This window comes from Sphingobacterium faecium (assembly GCF_003054045.1).
Classification (GTDB): Bacteria; Bacteroidota; Bacteroidia; order Sphingobacteriales; family Sphingobacteriaceae; genus Sphingobacterium; species Sphingobacterium faecium.
The window spans coordinates 964,043-986,022 of the sequence record NZ_QBKH01000001.1; the positions used below are offsets into that span (position 1 = coordinate 964,043).

General features: G+C 36.2%; 14 protein-coding genes. 4 read left to right on the forward strand and 10 right to left on the reverse strand.

Features of this window, described 5'->3' with window-relative positions:
• Window positions 1-52 precede the first annotated feature (52 nt).
• The 5 genes from C8N37_RS04115 to C8N37_RS04135 form a co-directional block, all read right to left on the reverse strand.
• Entirely contained in the window at window positions 53-937 is an 885-nt protein-coding gene (locus C8N37_RS04115; RefSeq protein ID WP_108157672.1) for an endonuclease/exonuclease/phosphatase family protein, read from the reverse strand.
• 105 nt (window positions 938-1,042) lie between these two features.
• Complete coding sequence (locus tag C8N37_RS04120; RefSeq protein WP_108157673.1) at window positions 1,043-2,803, reverse strand: RagB/SusD family nutrient uptake outer membrane protein; 1,761 nt, start codon at window positions 2,801-2,803, stop codon at window positions 1,043-1,045.
• Between the two features lie 21 nt (window positions 2,804-2,824).
• Complete coding sequence (locus C8N37_RS04125) at window positions 2,825-6,349, reverse strand: TonB-dependent receptor (protein WP_170114459.1); 3,525 nt, start codon at window positions 6,347-6,349, stop codon at window positions 2,825-2,827.
• A gap of 187 nt (window positions 6,350-6,536) precedes the next feature.
• A complete protein-coding gene (locus C8N37_RS04130) occupies window positions 6,537-7,754 on the reverse strand; it encodes a FecR family protein (RefSeq protein ID WP_108157675.1) in 1,218 nt (405 codons plus the stop codon).
• A 55-nt stretch (window positions 7,755-7,809) separates the two neighbouring features.
• Complete coding sequence (locus C8N37_RS04135; protein WP_108157676.1) at window positions 7,810-8,394, reverse strand: RNA polymerase sigma factor; 585 nt, start codon at window positions 8,392-8,394, stop codon at window positions 7,810-7,812.
• Window positions 8,395-9,341: 947 nt separating this feature from the next.
• Between C8N37_RS04135 and C8N37_RS04140 the strand changes: the two genes are divergently transcribed.
• From C8N37_RS04140 to C8N37_RS04155, 4 genes are all read left to right on the forward strand, one after another.
• Window positions 9,342-11,786, forward strand: a complete 2,445-nt coding sequence (locus tag C8N37_RS04140; protein ID WP_108157677.1) for a TonB-dependent receptor domain-containing protein — start codon at window positions 9,342-9,344, stop codon at window positions 11,784-11,786.
• A gap of 55 nt (window positions 11,787-11,841) precedes the next feature.
• Window positions 11,842-12,912 carry a sensor histidine kinase gene (locus C8N37_RS04145; RefSeq protein ID WP_108157678.1) on the forward strand — a complete coding sequence of 357 codons (1,071 nt, stop codon included), beginning with the start codon at window positions 11,842-11,844 and terminating at the stop codon, window positions 12,910-12,912.
• Window positions 12,893-13,657: a LytR/AlgR family response regulator transcription factor gene (locus C8N37_RS04150; RefSeq protein WP_108157679.1), complete on the forward strand. Its 765-nt coding sequence runs from the start codon at window positions 12,893-12,895 to the stop codon at window positions 13,655-13,657. Before C8N37_RS04145 ends, C8N37_RS04150 begins: the two co-directional genes overlap by 20 nt.
• Window positions 13,658-14,049: 392 nt before the next feature.
• On the forward strand, window positions 14,050-15,144 hold the full coding sequence (locus C8N37_RS04155) for a Fic family protein (RefSeq protein WP_108157680.1): 1,095 nt from the start codon (window positions 14,050-14,052) through the stop codon (window positions 15,142-15,144).
• A 1,081-nt stretch (window positions 15,145-16,225) separates the two neighbouring features.
• Here the strand turns inward: C8N37_RS04155 and C8N37_RS04160 are convergent.
• The 5 genes from C8N37_RS04160 to C8N37_RS04180 all read right to left on the reverse strand — a co-directional run bounded on the left by C8N37_RS04160 (window position 16,226) and on the right by C8N37_RS04180 (window position 21,789).
• The gene (locus tag C8N37_RS04160; RefSeq protein ID WP_146170993.1) at window positions 16,226-16,642 is read right to left on the reverse strand and encodes a hypothetical protein; all 417 of its coding nucleotides are present in this window, start codon (window positions 16,640-16,642) and stop codon (window positions 16,226-16,228) included.
• Between the two features lie 18 nt (window positions 16,643-16,660).
• Window positions 16,661-16,933: a hypothetical protein gene (locus C8N37_RS04165; RefSeq protein ID WP_108157682.1), complete on the reverse strand. Its 273-nt coding sequence runs from the start codon at window positions 16,931-16,933 to the stop codon at window positions 16,661-16,663.
• Between the two features lie 457 nt (window positions 16,934-17,390).
• On the reverse strand, window positions 17,391-18,032 hold the full coding sequence (locus C8N37_RS04170) for a hypothetical protein (protein WP_108157683.1): 642 nt from the start codon (window positions 18,030-18,032) through the stop codon (window positions 17,391-17,393).
• Between the two features lie 298 nt (window positions 18,033-18,330).
• Window positions 18,331-20,079, reverse strand: a complete 1,749-nt coding sequence (locus tag C8N37_RS04175; protein WP_108157684.1) for an IPT/TIG domain-containing protein — start codon at window positions 20,077-20,079, stop codon at window positions 18,331-18,333.
• A gap of 15 nt (window positions 20,080-20,094) precedes the next feature.
• Window positions 20,095-21,789 (reverse strand): hypothetical protein, encoded by a 1,695-nt coding sequence (locus tag C8N37_RS04180; protein ID WP_108157685.1) that lies wholly within the window; start codon window positions 21,787-21,789, stop codon window positions 20,095-20,097.
• Window positions 21,790-21,980 lie beyond the last annotated feature (191 nt).

Here is a 21,980-nt window from a genome sequence, read left to right on the forward strand (position 1 = left end):
GAGTCCCGAAATTGTTGAACCACGGAACTCTTTCTTGAAATCTTGCTTTTTATTATTGCATCAGATCCAATTCCACATAAGTGGGATAATGATCAGATATATAATGGGTAAATTCATTCTTTATAACACCACTTTTGATCACCATCTTAGCAGCGCGGGCATTAGCCCAGATAAAATCGATCCGTTTTGGTACACCTGTTGCACTTTGTTTCATTTGACCATTCCCATCTTTAAATGTTGGTACAGTACTTTCAAAATTTTGATGCAATACGCGGTATGTATCTTGAAATCCGGCTTCTTTTAATTTACCTAACACACTGTAATCAATCTGGCCATTATTGAGATTACGAATGTGGTCATGCTTTTTTTCATTTTCCAGCATACCTGCCAAAACTTTATTATTGTATTGCTCTCGATCAGATGCATCTAGCGAATTGAAATCGCCCATGATCAAGATCGGCTCATGGGCAGGGATTTCCTTTGCTTGAGCCAATACGTCCGTCACTTCTTTTAATCTTTTTTGATAATTAAACGGTGAAAAATGAATAACAAAAAAATGCACTCCCTTTATTTTCGCATATAGGTAGCTATGCCACATATTTTCCGTGACCTTACGAAAATTTACCAATGGATATTTCGATGTTATGGCAACCGGAAAGCCTTCTTCTTTAGATTGCAACACATAATCATGTTTTATCTGTTGTCCCAATTGTTCCAATGTCTTTTGCGTGTATCCATTCATTTCTTCCAATGCAATCACGTCGGGGCTCCAATCCTTCGTAAAATTGACAAATCGATCGATATTGACCGAATCTTTTTTGAGTCCATATAGTACATTATAGGATACGATTTTCAAATGCTCTTGGGCCATTGCAACCTGGGCAGTCGTCACGATACAAAGGATCAGTAATATAGGAAATAATCTATTTTTTTTCATAATATTATTATAAGTAAAATTAAAAAGTTCTATGCTATTTTATTGATATAAAAGATAGGAGTAAGGTCCATCGACCTTACTCATAAGATGTCGATTAAGCCCTTACTAAGTGCCCGATTTATCCCAGCCCTCGTTTTGTTCCAGTTTATTATTCAGTTGAAGCTCTTGGGTAGGAATAGGATAATAATAATCTTTTGATTCTATCCATTTCTTATCAATGTCAGGTAAATTGACAATGCGACCACCATTACTGCCATTTTCTAATACCAGTTCTCCCAGTTTCTGATATTGGACACCCGGTTTTTTTGTTGGCGCAGTTCCTTGGTAAATAACTAAGTCCAACTTACCATCTTGGTCTAGATCATATTCGCCTGCTCCTGAAAAATACATGCCATAAAATGGTTGAGCGAGCTTTGCCCCTTCCTTCCAGCGTAATAGATCTTGATAGCGCAAACCTTCTTTTACTAATTCAATACGACGCTCCCGACGAATCTCTAATATGGCACCAGTCTGTCCACTTTTGGTTACATGAGGATAACTTGCCAATAAATAGGGGTCAGGAGCGGAGTTTGCAGCACTTAATAACAGATTAGGCATTCCCACACGATCGCGTAGTAGTTTGATGCTGCGATCGATATCAGCCTGTGTCAAATTTCCTAATTCAGCTTTCGCTTCTGCATAATTCAATAATACCTCTGCATATCTTATGATCGGCATATCATTGGTCGACTGACCGGCATCAAATGCGGGAGCAAGTATATATTTAATATATTGATATCCTGTAACTGATGTTGCAAAATCAGGGACTGAGGTTGTCGTAGCACCGATCCTTTTATAACCTGGAGTACGGATAGTCTGAGATAGACGCGGATCCCTATTTTGCGTCTCTTCATAGAAACCGATCTTTTCAAAATTAGGCTTATCGGTAAAGCGGGTGCCATCTTTCATTAAATAACTATTGACCAATTGCTTCACCATTCCCGGCCTGCCATAAGATGCAGACAGGATATAAAAATTGGCCGAATGCACATACGGTACTGCAGCACTATATTGTCTGGACAAGATCATCTCCGAAGCTATAGCATCCTCTGCAATAAAAAGTTCGTGATAGGCTCTTTTTTCGTCACTTTTATAGATACTATAGGTATTCGATTTCATCAGCTCATCAGCGGCTTTTACTCCCTCTTCCAAGATGGCTTCCCAATCTCCTAAACCATGGTATTTACGAAAGGTGCCTTCGAATAGACATATTCTCGATTTGTAGGCCAATGCTGTCCATTTGGTTATCAGCTGCGCACTTTTCGTGTCACGACAGTTTGCGATAGCATAATCAAGATCTTCTATAACTTTAGCAAAAACAATTTTTCGTGAATCTCTTGCTTTAAACATGGCAGGGTCATCCAATTCGTTTACTGTTTCGTACAAAGGCACATCACCAAATCGCTGAATCTTGTCAAAATAGAAGTATGCTCTAAAAAATCGAGCTACTCCATCATACTGCAAGCGCGCTCCTTCATCGGCACATTTATGTGAATTGGCCAAATAAAAGTTAATCTTGCGCAGCACCGTCCAACTCCATCCTCCGCCACTAGATGGAGTCGTTCGCGTACCTTGAAATTCGGCTGCTAATGTATTCCGGGCCTCATCATCACCTTGATTGGGATTGTTATAGTGAATCGCTAATGCATCCGGCAGATCACTATAAAAAGCATTGGTATAGGTCTGTAATTCTGATGCTGTACGAAAATAGTTTTCTGGAGCTAATTCAGATAAAGGGTATCGCTCCAGATATTGATCGTTACAGGAATTAAAGAGAAGAACTGCTGCAAATGCCGCAAATTTTATATAAGTATTATTTGTTTTCATGATTTAACTGATTTATACGATTTACAATGAAACTTGTACTCCAAATGAAAACACTCGTCCTACAGGATAACTTCTTCCTGTATTGTCTGTCATCACTTGTTCTGGATCAATGTAATCGGTCTTTAATTTGGTCCAAGTATGGAGGTTTTCTCCACTAAAAAATACACGCAATTTATTGATGTGCACGCGCTCTGTCAGTGACATCGGAAGCGTGTATCCTATGGTCAGGTTTCTTAGTTTCAAATACGCTATATCTTGGATATACATATCATTAGCGACAGATAATTCCGAATTCTGGGCAGTATAACCTCTCAAGAAAGGAAAATAAGCATCCGGATTTTCAGGAGACCATATTTTATCTTGAAAATTGGCCGGGATAAAGGAATCATACGGTCTTGCGTACACAGACCAAAATGCCTGCGCTTCCAGATTAGGGTACCAATTTTGGCGCCCCACTCCCTGTAGGAATACCGAAGCATCAATACCGTTCCAGTTGGCCGATAAATTGAGCCCGTAGGAATAGCGAGGCTGATCATTACCGATGACGGTCCGGTCTCCAGGATTGTTCAAGGTATTATCTCCAGCGTTAATAATTCCATCGTCATTCAAGTCCAAAATCTTGATATCTCCAGCTTGCAACATCCGAAGATCAGCAGTAGGAGCTTGCACACGTCTTCTGTTGATTTGATCTTGATTGACAAGCTTAGCGTAGGCCTGAGCTTCTTCGGTCGTTTTGAAAAGGCCATCGTATTTGTATCCCCAGATTTCACCCAATTTTTGTCCTGTATAGTAGTTATTTAACAGACCCGCATCATTGGCAAATTTTGTGATCTCAGCTTGGTAATCGGACAGCATCGCGCGAACAGAGTAATGAAATGCTTTACCTGCTACAGCAAATTGATCTTTCCAAAGCAAAGAAACTTCAAATCCTTTTGTCTTCAGATCGGCCGCATTTTCTTGAGGTTCTGCTGCTCCAAAAACTGCGGGTTGCGTTTTTCCTCTGCTCAGCATACCTTTTGTCTGCCGTACGTATAGATCTGATTGAAAATCCAACCGATTGTTGAACATGCTGAAGTCTAGACCAATATTACTCGTTGTGATCTCTTCCCAGGTCAAAGTAGGGGCAACAGGCGCAGGATTATTGGCCACATTCAATTTCTGTCCATTGACAAGATAGGAAATCTGTCCAGTACCCATTGATGAGATATACGCATACGTACTGACCTCCTGGTTTCCTAACGATCCGTAAGAATAACGCAATTTCAAATTATTGACGGTATTTTTCAACGGTTGGAAAAACTTTTCCTCACTGATGCGCCAACCTGCAGAAAAAGAGGGGAAAAATCCAAAACGACTATGTTTAGGAAAACGAGAAGTGCCATCATATCTTCCACTCACCTCAAACAGATATTTTCCTAAATAATCGTAGTTTAATCTATAAAACCCACCTCTTAGCGCCCATTCATCTGCACCAGCTTCAAATTGTTTTTCACCGATGACCAAGTCTAGATCATTTAAACTTTCAGAAAGCAAATCTTGTCCGATTCCGCCGATTCTTTTGTACATACGATCTTCTTGATTGAAGCCCGCCATGGCTGTAAAATGATGATCAGCAAAATCTTTTTTATAAGTGGCAAATACATTGATAAAATGCCAGACATATTTACTCATACTTTCTCTCAGCTTGTCTTGATTTAACTGCGAAAGAGAAGATAGTTCCATCACCCCTGGATACTTGGAATATAGTTGTTTGGTCTGTCTGTAAGAATAATCAGATCGATACTCCCGGTAGGAATAATTCCCCGTTACGCTCAAACCTTTACCCAGTTTAACAACCGCTTCTGTCATATTGGTAAACTCAGTACCACGTGTATACCCCCTCATATTGCCACTTTCTAGGGCATTGTGCAGGCCATAGCCGATCGGGTAACTGTTGATGCCTGAATATCCTGTTAATGTCCCATCTGGATTGCGAGGGACGTACATGGCATGATAATGATAGGTTGGACTGTTGCTCACGTTATTAGCTACCGTACTAAAATTATTTTCCAATCCTGCCCAATCATAAGATGATTTGAAAAAGTGCGTACTATTGCTTACCGTTAACCATTCTCTAACATCACTGGCGATGTTAGCCCGTAAATTGTATCTCCCAAACCGATCAGGATCAATATTGAAGATACCCTGTTCGTTGGCCTTCGATCCGGACAGCGCATATCGGGTATTTCCTGTAGATCCAGAGAACGACAGGTTATGTTCACTCTTGGGCCTGCTATCATCATACAGATAATTGAACCAATCAAAATTACCATAGTAGCGATAGATATCTCGACCACTTGCATCTTTTTTGACCACTACCCACGGACGGTCGGGATTTTCAACTTGATCATTGACCCTGGCGAATAGCTCTTCGTAATCCTCATCGGTATAACGGGTAGTCCGATAACCCAATGCATTGTACATCGCATCATCATTGAGTTTTGCGTTCCAATATCCACTCGTTATAAAATCCGTATTAGTGGCATGTTTCGTAAAACCGATGTTATTACTATAATCAATAGTCGATTTGCCGTTTTTACTTCCTTTTTTAGTGGTTACCAATACCACTCCAAAAGCTCCACGCGCACCATATACAGCAGCTGCAGAAGCATCTTTTAAGACCGTCACAGACTCCACATCATTTGGATTGACCCGGTCCAATGTGCCCAGTATACCATCGATCAAGATCAATGGCCCCCCGCCATTGATAGATGTATTACCACGTATATTTACAGTTCCGCTATTTCCAGGTTTTCCAGATCCAAATACGATATTTAAATTGGGAATTGTTCCCTGCAGGGCCTGCGTTAATTGGGTGACAGGTCTGTCCTCAAATTCTTTACCCGATATCTGACTAACCGCTCCAGTCAGATTGACACGTTTTTGCTCACCATAGCCCACCACAACCACTTCGTCCATGGCCGTAATCGCTGGTTTCATATACACAATCACATCCGACTGACCTGCTATAGCGAGTTCCTGTGGCTGGAAACCAACTATTGAAAATTGCAACGTTACATTGTTACCAGACAGTTGGATCTCAAACTGCCCATTTTCAGCGCTACCAGTTTTATTTGACGTCCCCTTTTCCGTGACTGTTACATTGCTTAGCGGTAGACCAGCAGCATCTAAAATTTTTCCTTTAATTTTCCGTTGCTGTACGAGTGCTACAGGAGTGTGGGTTTCGATCGCAGGGGCAGTTCTTGGCAGTGCTTTGCTCAGCACCACGTTATTATCAACCATCCTATAAGTGATCTGATATGGAGCAAGAATATCTTTCAGAACAGTTTCAAATGGAGCGTTACGATAATTGATATTTATTCTTTTTGTATTGGACACCAGCGATTCCTTATACAAAATATTGAAACCACTTTGCTTTTGCAGATCCTTGATCACGGTCTCCAGTTTAACATTTTGTTTCTTCAAATTTATACCCTGACCATAGGTGAGGGCGCTTACTTGTAAAGCTGTGGCAAATAATAAAGGTAGTGCGATTGACAATTTCATAGTCAATGGGTTAAAGGTGTAGGTTTGCCTAAAATTCATAGGCATTCCACACCGAATTTTTTTGTACTTTTGCATACGGTTGATCAGTGTTTTTATAAGTTAAGATTTGTTCGGCCTACTGTCTTTTCTAAAGACATAACTTCAGGGGCGGTCGCAACGCTCCTGAAATTTTTCACATGGGTAGATATTATTTCATTACATAAATTCTCCTTCCTTTTAATTGGAAATGTATGCCTCCCACCAGTTCAATTGTTTGAAGCAGTTTATTAATATCTTCATATTTGGATATTGTTCCCGAAAACTGAAAATCTTTCAATTCATTCTTAAAGATAACTTCCACATCATACCATCGACTTATTGCTTCCATTACCTCCTCAATAGCTGTCTTTTCAAATGCAAATTTTCCGTCTTTCCATGCCGAAAAATAGAAAGGATCTACTTGTACCTTCTTGACCCGATTACTAGCCATATCAAATGTTGCTTGTTCATCGGGCGATAAATATTGTCCATCAGGACCACTGCCCGCAAAGTTTAATTTCACTTTACCTTCCAGCAGTGTGGTGACAATCTTTTGTCCATAATGCTGCACATTGAAGACCGTTCCTAATACCTCCAATTTTTGAGATCCTGTGTGGATGATAAATGGCACCCGTTTATCTGCCTTCACCACTTTCGCAACCTCAAAATAGGCTTCACCAGTCATCTCAATCTCTCGAATATCTTTATTAAATTGAACTGGATATCGAAGAGTCGTCATGGCATTTAACCAGACCTTTGTCCCATCCGGCAAGATCAATTTATACTCTCCACCTCCAGGTGTCACGATGGTATTATGGACCAATTTTGATGATTCTTTACCCGGGTATTTTGGACGATAAGATATCGAGCCATCCGCTGTTTTCACAATATCAAAATCACCATTAGCGATCACCGTATCACCTTTAATTTTTTCCAGGTCAATACGTGATCCATTCTCTAAAATAATTTGTGCTTTATTCGTTCCAGGCAAAACCTTTATTTCGGCATCTACATTTTGGAGATGAGCTATTTGGTTGATTTCCTTTTCATTTTGGTTCCAAATTAGATAAGCCGCTGTGCCAAGCAATAACACTATTGCAGCAGTCGCTATACTTTTGAAGATTTTTATTTTTGATGCTGAGCGATCAGGTATGCCGGTTAAACTATTTTTAACACGGTCGTCGGATTGTATTCTGGCAAATAATTGTGATGCGTCAGGCTCTCTAAGCGAAGTATTTTCATCCGTATCTTGTTCCATCAACTCTTCCCAAGCCTCCAAAAACTCTGGATCTTCAATATATTTGATAAAATTTTCTTTCGCAGTTCCCTGAAGGGATCCTGCATAGAACTGGCGGATAAGTTTTTTATATGCTTCTACTTTAGACATCTTCTATTTATTGTGCGCTATTAGATTAATCGCGCCACAAACTAAGATGGACTAGTTAAAAGATATTTTTTATGAAAAATATAAGAAATAAGATGTTCTCTAACCTTAAACGGACAAAATGATAGGCAGCCACAAGGTGATTCCTGACCGTATTTTTTGAGATCCCGATTTGATCTGATATTTCCGAATAACTCAGTTCATCGATCTTATTCATTCGAAAAATGACTTGCTGTTGTTTAGGCAGTTGATTAACAACTGCATTTAAAAACACGATCAGATCCTTGTCTTCAATCTGTTTTCCTAACCGGTCATGTGTTTCGTCCCATTGCGAATACTGCGTTAATTCAAAGCGTTGACGAACGGCTTCCTTTCTAAATGCAGAAATAGCCATTCTTTTTGCAACAATATATAAGAAAGGATAAATTGCTGCAACATCAGGGATATCCTGGCGTTTTAAAAATAACTGGATAAAGATCTCCTGCAGGATCTCTTCAGCATCAACCTGAGAAGGACATAGTCGACTTATGCGTTGGAACAAGATTGGCTTATAATATTCAAATATCTTATAGAAGGCACGTTCATCCCCTAATTTAAAGCGATTAAACTCATCTAAACTACATGAAAATCCTTTCACATCCATTATAATATGACCCCTAGGTTATTTTGGTTAAAGTAACGAAACTGATATTAAATATATATAAATATAAGGTTATTTCAAAATGAAATTATATCAAGATTTTATTTGATTGTGCGCTTTGTAAAATGCTGAATCCATGTAATCCCCACCACTCTATGCAGATGTATAAGCTGTTATTATCAGTAAAATCCAGTTGCTACAAGTTGTCCGTGGTATCGATTTTCGACAAGAGAAATCCTTGCGCTTATAAATTCACAGAAAATACAAAAAACTGAATCTGACCAAAAAAGCCAATAAATTTCGTAATTCCTGAAACACTTGTCGATAAAGTGGTCGAACTGGATCATATTGATACAGATATTGTTTAAATCAGTGCTATGTTACCAAAGTATTAATGAGACGAATTCACTAAAACGACTTGATCTTTATCCGTTGTTAAGTACGGAATGGCCTATGTTTGTATGTCTTGAATCAAGTCATATTGATTTCTTTTTGAGCTATTAGGAAATAGAGAATAACGCATAGCTTGATACAACGGTTCGGCATCAGAGATTATCATATCATTAGATAGTGGGAAAAGAGCTGACATGTTGGACAGTTCCCCAAAAGCTTCATTAGTTTTAGAGAAAGTTACAATATCTTCCAGCTGATGCTTCTATTTAAATATCCTAGTAATGGTAAAAATCAGTATATTTATTAAAATTGAAATCAAGAGGATATTAATTTACAGGATTGTTCTTGCTGCGAAATAGTTGGTCAGGAAGAATGAGATCTACAAAAGACGAATACTGCGATAGGTTAAAATTTAATAGGGTTTATTTTATCATCCCATTGTTTAAATTTAATGAAGTGCAAAAATTCGGTTTTAAATGGCGGAATTTCGACCTCATCGTTTTGTGGATGGAATTTTAAAGATGCTTATCTAGTTTAGATCTATAAACTAATTTAATATGAGCATAAGAAGAATTTCCTTCGTATTATTTTTTTCACTGACATCTGTTTTACTATTAAAAGGGGGCTCCATAAAAAAAGTAGAAAATGTAATACCGCAGAGAATTGGATTAGATAGCGTTATATTCTATGGGAAAATTTTAGAACAAGCAACAGAGAAAGTCATCCCGTCTGCGACTATTCAAGTAATCTCCATTAATAATGGAGAAATTGTCGACAAATTGTCATCTGATCAGGCGGGAAGATTTCAGATCCGCAAAGTTCTCAGGGATTCACTATTACTTAAAATTTCACACATTGGTTACGATAGTTTGGATTTGCTATTAACTGCGTCACGCTCAAAAGAGCCTTTAATAATTAAGCTTTTTCAAAAGAGCCGAACCATTGGCGAGGTGTCTGTGCAAATAAAAGTTCCATTAGTGGAAGAAAATGATGGTAAATTAATTTATAACGTTGATGGAGGGAATAATTCTGATACTTTTACTGCAGACGAATTATTAAGAAAAGTACCATATGTCAGCGTTGATTTTAATGGGGAGGTCAAATTACGTGGAAGTTCTAGCGTAAAAGTATTCATTAATGACAAGCCTTCTACTCTGATTGCTGGATCAGTTTCGGACGCGTTGAAATTAGTTCCAGCAAGTATGATTAAGCGTGTAGAAGTCATTACAAATCCAGGTGCCAAATATGATGCAGAGGGTACTGTCGGCATCATAAATATAATAACAAAAAAAGATCTTAAAGGGATAAATGCATTTGTTAATATTTCGGCGGGATCCATTGGAAATACGAATATAGCAGCAGGAGGGGGTATTAGTACGACAAAGTTTTCTTCAAGTGTTTCTTTAACTTCCAATTATTACAGGAATAAAATTCATTCTACATTAGAGAGAAATAGCTATGGAGATCAAACACAGCATTTATTTCAAGAAAGTGATATAAAGGCCATTGGGCGTTCTTATGGAGCCAATCTGTCATCAAGCTATAGCTTCTCTCAAAAAAATATTTTATCTGCCGGAATTCAGGTGAATGATGTTAATAATGATCGATATGAGGATATAAATTTCTTGACCTCGTCTGATGGAGTGGGAACGGGTGCAAATTCACGCTCTATAGATAATAAGATTAAAAAACCAGGTTATTCTTTACATCTTGATCACAATTTAAAGATGAAGGGTGAAAACCACGTTTTAATTTCATCGATTATATTAAGTTCATCGAAGGATAATAACCATTATTTTCTTAATCAAGCTCGTGCTTACGATGATAGAAGTTTTAATTTACAAAAGCGTAAAGAACTGTCGGCACAAATAGATTATTCGAAACCTCTTTCTAAAAGGATCAATTTTGAATTAGGAATGAAATATATTGGAAGAGCTTTTAATAGCTCTTCGCAGATGTCGGCATTCGATTATGCTAGCCAAAGTTTTGAACTTATGGACAGTTCATTTAATGATATGGATTATGATCAGCAGATTATTTCTGTTTATAACAGTTACAATGTTTCATTAGGAAAAGGTTTCCGATCCTCTACGGGATTGCGTTACGAAAATACAATAAATGATGGAAGAGTTGACCGATTGCATTCTTTCGAAAATGATTTTGGTCATCTTTTGCCAAGTTTGTCTTTCGTAAAGTCTTTCGAGAAGACTAAGCATTCAATACGATTAAGTTATAATCAGAGGTTACAGAGACCGGGTATTACGTTTCTAAACCCATTTATAAATCGAGCAGATGTCAATAATGTCCGTTCTGGAAATCCAAACCTGAAACCTGAAAAAAGTCATCAAATAGAGTTTGCGTATTCAAATTTCTCAGTTGACAAATTGTTTTTTACAGTGTCACCTTTTTTTACAATCGTGAATAATTCTATTCAAGAGAAAAGAGATGTAGGTTCAGATGGCTCAACCTCTGTTACCTTTCAAAATATAGGAAAAAGTAGATCTTTAGGAGGAAATATCTATTTTTCATATCAGAATTCAAAATTTTCTATTTCACCAAATTTAAATATTTTTTATAGAAAACTTTCAAGTGACGCGTATTCCAATAAAGGGCTTATCATGAATGCCAGTATTTTTGCTTCTGCAAGATTCAGTAAAGGTTACTCATTAGACTTATATTCGAACTATAATACGAGAGAAATTAATTTGCAGGGGTATTCAGATGCGCTCTCGTATTCAATGATTGGTGTGAAGAAAAGTATAATAAATAAAAGTTCAAGTATTTCTCTATCGATATTAGAGCCATTCCATAAAAATGTAAAATTACATAATGAAGTTTCAGGACATAATTTTAATCAAAATTCTACAATAGTAGCACAAATACGACAATTACGTCTAAGTTTTCGTTATCAATTTGGAAAAATTAAAAAGAGTGGCAAAAAGGATGATTCGGATGTTATTGAAGACAAGAACGCTGGAGGTACGGCGATCCCAGTTAATTAAAAGAGAGTAATTAGATCATTAAAACTAAAAAAACTATTCCATAATATAAGGATCAATGAAGAAATTTTTGAGTACATATTTTAGGGCTTATCTGTTTGCTTTTTTATTGTTTGCCATTATTCTATCAAGTGAAGTTAAGTTTAGTTCCGACTATGCGTTGGGTTCTATCTCCGACTTCTTTCTATCGATCTTTCCAAGATCTTTAATTTATAGCATTCCAGTGGCATTTTTAATGTGGTACTGTGGACAATTTGATTTTCAAAAGCCTAAACTTAATAGATTAATACAAATTTTAGCATTTCTCTTAATTGGTGTGTTTGTTACAGTGCTCGAAAAGCTGCTGGAGTATTATTTGGGAACCTGGAACGTCAAAGAATCTTTTGGACTCTTTTTAACTAGCCGCTTCTTTCCCACGTGGCTTGGATTAAATATCTATTCTATAATTTATGGTGCAGTAACTGTGTCTATCTCAAATATGCGCAGAAATGTTCTATTACAGGAGCAACTTCAAACGGCCAGTATCAATGCGATAAAAAGCCAGTTAGAACACCATTTCTTATTTAATAATCTTAATACGCTTTATTCTCTGATAGATGATAATAATCCCAAAGCATTGAACTTTTTACATAATCTTTCCGAGCTGTACCGATATCTTTTAAAGAACGCGGACAACCAAACGGTATCATTAGTGGAAGAGCTTTTGATCGTCGAGAAATTCGTCAAGATGACTCAGGAAAGATATGGTACCAATTTAATCGTTTCGATAAATTATTCACACCAACTTGACGATAAGGCTGTTATTCCTCCTTTGTCAATATATAATCTTGTTGAAAATGTAATAAAACACAACATTATTGATGATCGTCATCAAGTGATATGTACGATCAATGTAAACTCCCAGTTTGTGATTGTCTCAAATAATATGTTTGGTAAAAGGAATTCTTTTGCGAAGGAAAACAGTGGGATTGGTCTGGCAAGCTTAAGGAAAATATATTCGATGCTTTCAAAAACAGAAGTGGAAATTGATATCGTTGGCAATTTCTTCATTGTCAAAGTACCAATATTACAATCCCATCAAACCAAAGGAAAAATTAAATTAATGGCATATGAAAATTGTAGTCGTTGAAGACGAAATCGCAGCTTACAATAATATTGAAAGGCTAGTTCGAAAGGCTAAAATGGAATCTCTTTCGATTATAGCATGGCTGAAAAGTATTGAGGAGGCTGAAAAATGGTTCATGCTCAACGGTGAGCCAGATTTATTATTGTTGGATATCCAACTGAGTGATGGCTTAGTATTCGAACTATTTGCCAATTTAGAGGTCAATTGCCCTATTGTATTTACTACAGCGTTTGATCAATATGCTATAAAAGCATTTGATTATAATGCATTGTCCTATCTTTTGAAACCAATTTCACAAATACAGTTTGATGATATGATTAAAAAGGTGTTTCAGAATAGTTCAAATTATAAAATCGATAGTTCTTTACGCCGGATAATTAAACAACTCGATACTTATAATTCTAAAAATATTTTACGTGAACGATTTCTGATTAAAAAAGGTGAAAAGTATTTTGTGGTTAAAACTTCTCATATTTGTTATATATATATAGATCATTCCGTGATATTGGAAACGCTCGAAGGTGAACGGTTTATTTTAGGAAGCACACTTGATGAGCTTGTTAATCAGTTAGATCCCTTGAAGTTTTTTAGATGCAACAGACAAGTAATCGTTCATGTTGATGCCGTCATAACAGTTATTCCTTATTTTAAAAATAGTTTATTATTGAAGCTGAATACGAAGACCGATTTTGAAATTGTAGTTCCTAAAGATAAAGTAAGGGCCTTCAAACTCTGGATGGATAGATAGAATACATGAAAAACATACCTTTTATTTTATAAACAAATTGTGATGAGAACCAGAGCTCTTTCTAATGATTATCCTAATTGCGATGAATATGCAGTGTAGTAAACATCGTACAGGTCATAACATGTATGCAATGAACAGATATATCCTACTTTTTATTTTAGTTTTATCCGGATTAGAGGTCTTTTCCCAGTAACCCACTTATATTTCAAATTTTGATGAATCACAGCTTAGATTCTAAACAAGCTACAATATAACATTGGGATTTAACTCAATAAGTTGATATTATGGACACTACTATTGTGCTGCTTATTTTGTGCGGATATTAAATAGTTTATTCTCCGCTTCTATTGCGGTGAATAATGCTTATATTTACCGCATAAATTTTAGAAGCGATGGCAGTCTATATACACGAACGACATAATTGGACAGATTTCCAATGGAAAGACCAGAAGATACTTAATTTATTAAGCGAAGTTAGACATCTGCAAGGAAAACTTATTGGAAAAGTAGAGTTGCTAGGATTTGAATTACAAGACGAAGCAAACTTAGAAACGCTTATACAAGATGTAGTGAAATCATCAGAAATAGAGGGTGAAATACTTAATCCAGAACAAGTGCGCTTTTCAATAGCTACTCGATTAGGGTTAGATAATTCAGGTTTGATCCAATCTGACCGACATATTGATGGTGTGGTAGAAATGATGATAGATGCTACACAGACTACAGATAAGACCATAAGCATAGAAAGATTATTTGGCTGGCATGGCGCATTATTTCCAATCGGTAGAAGTGGCTTGTACAAGATTGATGTAGCACAATGGAGAAGTGGAGATATGCAAGTGGTTTCGGGAGGAATGGGGAAAGAAGTTGTACACTTTGATGGACCTAAAGCTGAACGTCTCGAGGAGGAAATGAAGAGATTCATAGGCTGGTTTAATATGGATTCTAGTATAGATCCAGTCTTAAAAGCTGCTATTGTACATTTATGGTTTGTGACTGTACATCCATTTGATGATGGAAACGGACGTATTGCTCGTGCATTAACAGATATGCAACTATCGAAAGCGGATGGTGTCAATCAACGCTTTTATAGTATGTCTGCGCAACTTAAACAAGAACGTAAGGAATATTATACGATTCTAGAGAAAACGCAAAAAGGAGATTCTGATATAACCAATTGGGTAGTTTGGTTTTTAAACTGCCTTAGAGAAGCTATTATTGCTTCGAATACGATAATAGATAAAGTCGTGAGAAAACATCACTTTTGGATGCAAAACAATGTTCATATCAGTAACGATAGGCAACGTATGATGTTGAATAAATTGATGGATAATTTTGAAGGAAATCTGACTTCATCAAAATGGGCAAAGATGACCAAGGTATCGGCTGATACCGCATTACGAGATATTACAGATTTAGTTAATAAAGGTATTCTAATTAAAGCAGATTCGGGTGGCAGAAGCACGAATTATGAGCTAAATTGGTAGTCTTTTCATTTTTAACTGCCTATAAGATATATCACCTTTTATCAAGATCATGAAAAGCCATTCTGCCAAGAATGGCTTTTATTTATTTAAAATAACATTAAAATGTTATTTTAAATGTAGATTAATGATAGACCTCCACCATGCGCACAGGTAAAAACCTAGATGTTAACGATGGGAGCAGAGCCGACGATACACAGATTCAGATTTATACAGCTTACACAAGCAATTTCTCAAAAAAATAGAAATTGATTTAGCATTAATTAAAAAGGACGTTGTTCCTATACAACTGAGACAAATAGTAATAAAAATCTGTTTGAGAATTCTCAAACAGATTTTTATTACTATTTGTCTTTGCTTGAAAGTTTTATTTATCTAATTATTTAATAATAAAGCTCTTATAAGCACTCAGCTACTACCGAAAATGATAACTTCTTGTCAAATTCAAATATATTTTATTTTGTATCTGGTGTTTTAATTATATATACCATATAAGTCATTAAATATATTGCTATCGAATTTACATAGGCATAATGTTAATCTGCAAAGTTGTTGTAACTGGACCGCAGTCACTATTCATTTTACAAGTTAGCGTAATCCAATCTCCTTCCATCATATCTTTTACTACATATGAAAAAGGCACGTTGATTTTTACTTCCGTTCCATTTGGAGTAAGAATTATACTATTGTCAGAAATTGACCATTGATGATTTGAATATTGTCCTCCAGTGGTATAGAGAGAGTACTCCCTATCTTTCCAACCTCTTTTTAATGCTAATGGACCATCTATTGCACCATGAAATAGTGGTCCAACATAGATGCTATAATTATAAATCTTTGAACCTATAACAGATTTTAGAGTTACTGAACCTGTACCTTGCCCAATTCTCGTGACCTTCCATTGGTTATTTCCTAAAGCTGTCAGTGTAGCGATACCAGCTGCATTGTCAAGACTAATTGTTCCTGGATTTGTTATTGTGTAAGTCGCTTCAGTACATAAATTATCTGGTCCAGTTATCTCTGTGACAGGAGTAACTACAGGAGGTATATAGTATGCTGTAGTGAAGTTTTTAGAGGAGTACCTCTAGGCTGTCCAGGCACCATTTGTTTTTTCACGAAACTTAAACTTTACAGCTCCTATTTTTACTAAATTAGCTTTAAAAGTAATTGGAATAAATTTTGGCTGACTAATTATAGCATATGAGGGCGAAAAATCTGAATTTGAAAAAGTTACAACATCTGATAATATAAGCTCACTTGAATTTATATCTAAAATAAAATATCCTTCAGCTTCTAATTGTTTACTTTCACTTCCCGCCCAACGTACTAGATTTAGAGCTAAAGTTATAGATTCTTGATTGGTATGAGTTTGTACAATTATTTTGCCATTTTGAAGTGCTGAGTTTGGAGGACTGAAATCAGCATCATTAACAATATTATTTTGGGAAAATGCATTATTGCACATCAAAAGAACAAAAAATGCGATTAAAAAATTTTTCATAATTTACATGATGTACGATTATAGGCCTAAATATTTTATTGGATCTAGCTTGAGATTATCATAATCTACTATGTAAAAATATTTCAAGTTTTCTTCAAACCGTAATTGATCAACCGGAATGGCCGTTGCTTTGCTCATTTCAATAAATAAAAAGTTTCTGTCATAACTTTTTGAATTTAGTAAAGTTATTCTCGAAGTATCGTTTTTTTCGTCTACTTTTTCGACATTCTCCTTACTGCAAGACAGTAGTGCAATAAAGAGAAAAAAAAATGGTAAAATTATTTTTTTCATATTTTTTATAATTGTTTCCAATAAAGATAATAATAATTAGTTGTATTTTCATCTGATTTAATAATTTTTAAATATATCATAGTTTATGAACACAATATTTATGGGAACAAGCCTCATAAACGAAAAAAAGAGGTAGTGCTTTGACATAACTTACATAAAACTCTGAACCATGAAGATTTTTTTTAACTTTTCTGTTTCATAGAAAATTAGGGCTATAAACATTATTACCTGTGTTTGGTCTGGTGCAGAAGAGAACTGGACACTTTTGCTTTTCAGGAGAAAAATGGTGATCTTTTACAGTAAGGATAAAGAGGGGAATATTCATTCGTTAGATCATCTTGAATACCGTTACGATGATCACCAAGCACCAATTTAGGGAAGGAGTGGGTATCATGATTGAATTGCCATATGAATATTTAGTCCGTGTTTATTCAAAATACATAACACATTAATGGAATTAATCCAGAATCGGAATCGCTTTTAAAGTCTTTGGTGGATTATCCGTTAACAATATCTTGCTGATAGCGTTTAGATTGTACATACTAACAGGAGCGAAGCTCAGTGGACTCACATGATATATGCCCTCGTTATCGTAAGATTTCTTGTTCTGACGGTCTAAAGGGTTATCATTGTTAAAGACTTTTACTAGGCCAGATTTTTCCAGTTTATAGACCGCATGTTTCAACTGACTGGTATTTCCCAGCTGCGCTGCAATATCTTTTCTGTCCTTTAATGTTTGACTCCATTTTAGACTATCACCATCTAATCGGTGCTGGTATCTGGGTGTTATTTCCCGCCAACCACCAATAGCATGATTATCTTGATGTGCAACAACTAAGCTGTCTCCAGATACAACTTCGTCGACGTCATATTGTGCTTGTCTGATATAAAACAATGTATCTCGTTTATTTCTTACTTCGATACAAGAATACATGACATAGTCGTCTAAGAATGACAGGTTTTTAAAAAGGCTGTAAACGATCACTGAGCTATCTTTATTAGACCAATCTGCTTGTTTACCCTTTTCCCAATCTTTTATGTCAGTGTAAGATACTTGATCATATTCATTTTCATCTCTAGAGCAACTATGGTAAATCATAGCGCCTAAAACTATGACACATAACCTACTTTTCCAATTCCAAAGTTTGTTTTTTTTCAGTTCGTAACCAAGATAAACAATTGTTATGAGCTGCTAATTAGAGCAAGTAGAAAATCTAGCATGGCATAGCAGGGATTGTATAAAGATGTGTAGTTCCTCCTGCTAAGACATCCTAAAAAGAAAGAACCCCAAATTGGTTAACAATGGGATTCTTTCTTTTACACTCATTTTTTGTTATTTCATGAGATTAAACATAAAATAAGTGGAATAATGGGTACAGTAGCAATATAGTTTTTCATCATAAGGTTTCAAAATAACCGCTGGACTGATAGATTTTGTTCGCGGCTTCTGCTGATATTTTAACCTTCCCTTTGCTGGCCATCATAGGTACGGTGAACATGATTTCGTCATTACTAATCGGTATCGGTGTAATTTGGATATCACCAATAAGAATCCTCCGTGCATATTTGATATTTTTACCTTTTACATGGACCACCGAACCCGTGAGACCACTTGCAGGCGCAAAACTATCTAATGTGATTCCAAGTGAATTTATTTCGAGTATTTTGTCGCTTAGTCTACTTTCTCTACTTCCTGTTATGTAACCAACCTTGATTTTATTTGTTTCAAAATTGTTGAGATACCAAGCAAAAGTTATCTCTCCATCTTTTTGGCACATAATTTCAGAAGAGAGGTTATTTTTACCTTGTATGGCGTACATCGCGCCTTTAAAAAAGGTTCCGTAAACGGTAATCGATTCGCCTTCATAGGCACTAGATTTATCACTCGAGATCCAGTCAAAGTTTTTTACTGTAATCTGATTAGGTATCGTGATATCATAGAACGAATCTTTAATATTTAAAGTATAGTTTCCAGGTTTTAGATCACCGATTGTAAAGTCAAAGTTATCCCCATTTACACCATTATGTTTTACAGGTAGACCACCAACAGTAAAATCAAAATACATTCCCGCGTTAAAATCCGATAAACCTGGCCACCGCATGCTGACCAAACTTTCTGGATGGACAAATGGCTGGTCAATCATCACCTTCAATAGATCCGGAACATAAAATTCTATTTCCTCTTTAAAGATTACCGTTTCTACACCATTGGTATACCCAAATTTAAGACGATTTCCCTTTACCCGTAGATCTTGTATTTGGTTAAACTGTAATTCACTGGCAAAGGGTATCCTCATATCACCAAATATTAACATGAAATCTTTTGATTCATGCAAATGATGCGGTACATTGATCCCCTTGATCTCTATGATATCATATGGACTAAATACTGTTTTCGTTGGAGGGAGAACTTCTCCTAGAATAGTTGTTTTAGCCACATCAGCATAAAAAGATCCATATGGAAACTCTTTTCTTTCGAATAAAAAGCCTATTTCCGCACCATGGTATAACCCTGTTGCATGGGGTACTTTAAAGCGGATTGTTTTTTTATCCGCAGCTAACATATAAGGTATTTCATTACTTTCTATACTTTTTGTGTTGGGGTTTTGGAAGTATGCTTTAAACTTATAATTGGCGTCTATCTTTTCAAAATCACCTTTTACGACCAGTTCGTCTCCAGATTTTGACTTTTCAAATGCTTGTGTCTGGCTTTTGAATCCATCCAGTTTAAAGGAGTTGAATTCGCCCCTATAGTATCCTTTTGCCGTACGTACGTAAAAGCTATATGCGTACGTGATATCCAAAGAGAACGGTTCGGTCGGTTTATATTGAAATGTGATCGTAGGGCCTGTGTTTTCTTTACCCGCCTCGATTTCCTTTTCCTTGCGCTCTGTTCCGGATTGATCTATCGTTTTCACAATAAAACCATAACTTAAGATTTTTTGGTTCTGTATCGTATCGATAGATCCAAAGAGCGTAACACCAGTTTTACTCAGCTGTTCCATATGTCGAGTTTGTACGACAATCTTGTCTTCGGTCGTTTGCACATATTCGACTTCCTGTACTTTCTTACACGATATAGATAGCATCACGCTACTCATCGTTAGTACAAGGAGGATATATTGCAGTTTTTTATGTAGGAGCATATTAATATTCAGCTATTAGATTAATTCAAATGTTTCTTTACCTTTCACCCATTTATCTCCAAAAAGAAGGTTGATTTCGATCTTTCCTTTAAATTGTATATCCCGTGGTATAGTAAATTTAATTTCATCATAACCCGACTCGCGCCATACTAGTCGACCGCCAAAATAAATCATACCATAATATATCCCTTTGCCTACCAGTGTGATTTGGTCACCAGCCTTGCCTTTTTTAGGATAGAAATCCCTAAATTCAGGAGCGAGTACTTCCACATTGAAGTTAGTTTTACTTATATATTCTTGATCATCATTGCCACGGTAACCGACAGAAACAGGATACGTACCTGCAGGAATAGGCGGAATCACAACATCAATTTGACCATCACGTAAAGATTGTGACGATATACCAGCATCATGATTGCCAAGTTTGACCAAGTAGGGGATGCCTGCTCTAAAATTACCGGTTATCTTTACTAGATGATCATAATAACCTCTATTTTGCGTTATAGTAGTTGGGCGCAACTTGCTGACCTTAACTTTAGCTTGACTTGTGTACGTAAAAAAAGGGCTAGCTGCCGATAAGGGATATTCACCTTCAGGAAGGTTATCAATAGTAAATTCATGCACCCCCGTCCAATTTGATCTCACATGTGCGGGTTTATTACCAACCGAATATGTCGTGAGGTCAGGTTGAGCATATTGGGAGAAATCTAGGCCAATAAATGTTCCCGAACTACCAGGGTGGACCTCTGCGACATAAAATTGTAATGCGTTTGCCAGGGGTTGTTTGATTGTAATTTTTTGTTTAAAAAATACCGAGTCTTTTCCGTTGAAATAGCCTAATTTATAACTTTTAGCAGGTTGCTTATAAGTCAAGGTGGATAGGTCCATTTCAGATTGATATGGCAATGAATTGTTGCCAAACAAGATGTAAAAAGGTTCTTTTAGCGTGCCATTTAAGCCTAGGCCCCTCAAAGTTATCTTTTCACTATACATATAGCTGTAATCTGTGGGCTCTTCTAGCTTTCCTACGATCTTGACAGAAGGTAATGTCGCACTTCCATATACACCAGTAGCATGAGACTTATTTAGGAGTATTGGATTCATTGTATTGCCATGTGTTTGATCTGTAGGAATAGTATATGTCAACGTTTTCAGATCATTTCCCACAGTAAAGGGTATTTCCACCTTACTGTCATAGTTAGCATGCAGCGTATATTTGTCTTTTATTTTTGTAAAATCTCCGATTACCGTGATTTTATCATTAGGAGAAGCGATAAAATCATTATTGTATTCGATATCGTACCAATTAAAGGCTACGCTAGTAGATTCTCCTCTATAAAGATCTCGATCTGTTTTGACATAATAGTAATACTTAATAACAGTGGCATTCTCGATTTCAGCGGGGAATTTGATCGTATGGTTAATCTTTCCTGTAATTGCTTTGTTTCCTAGCGAATATCTTATTTCTTTTTTCTCAACGTTGTTCTGGTATTCGTATTCTAAAACAAAACCATGATCAAGAATTGTTTCATCATTGAGGTACAATAAACGGCCAGAGAAAGTAATAGATGATTCATCTGCATGATCATTGATCAGCGTTTCAATTTGTATTGCCTTACTGTCAGGCACTGTTTCTACTATTTTTTCTACCTTTTTACAGGACACAAAAAAGCATAAACAAACCAGGTAAGAAATTAGTATTCCTTTCATTAAATTTGGGTTAATTATGTTGCAAAAGTAGGTTTTGCAAAGAAATAATCAAAATGTTAGAAATTAAATCTTTAATAGTCACTTGAAAATAGATAATCAAGAATCTAAGTCGTACAGCTTTATTTTTTCCTGAGCTAAAAACATCTACGATTGAAAAATCAAGAAGATATAATGAGAAAAGCAAAGTTTTT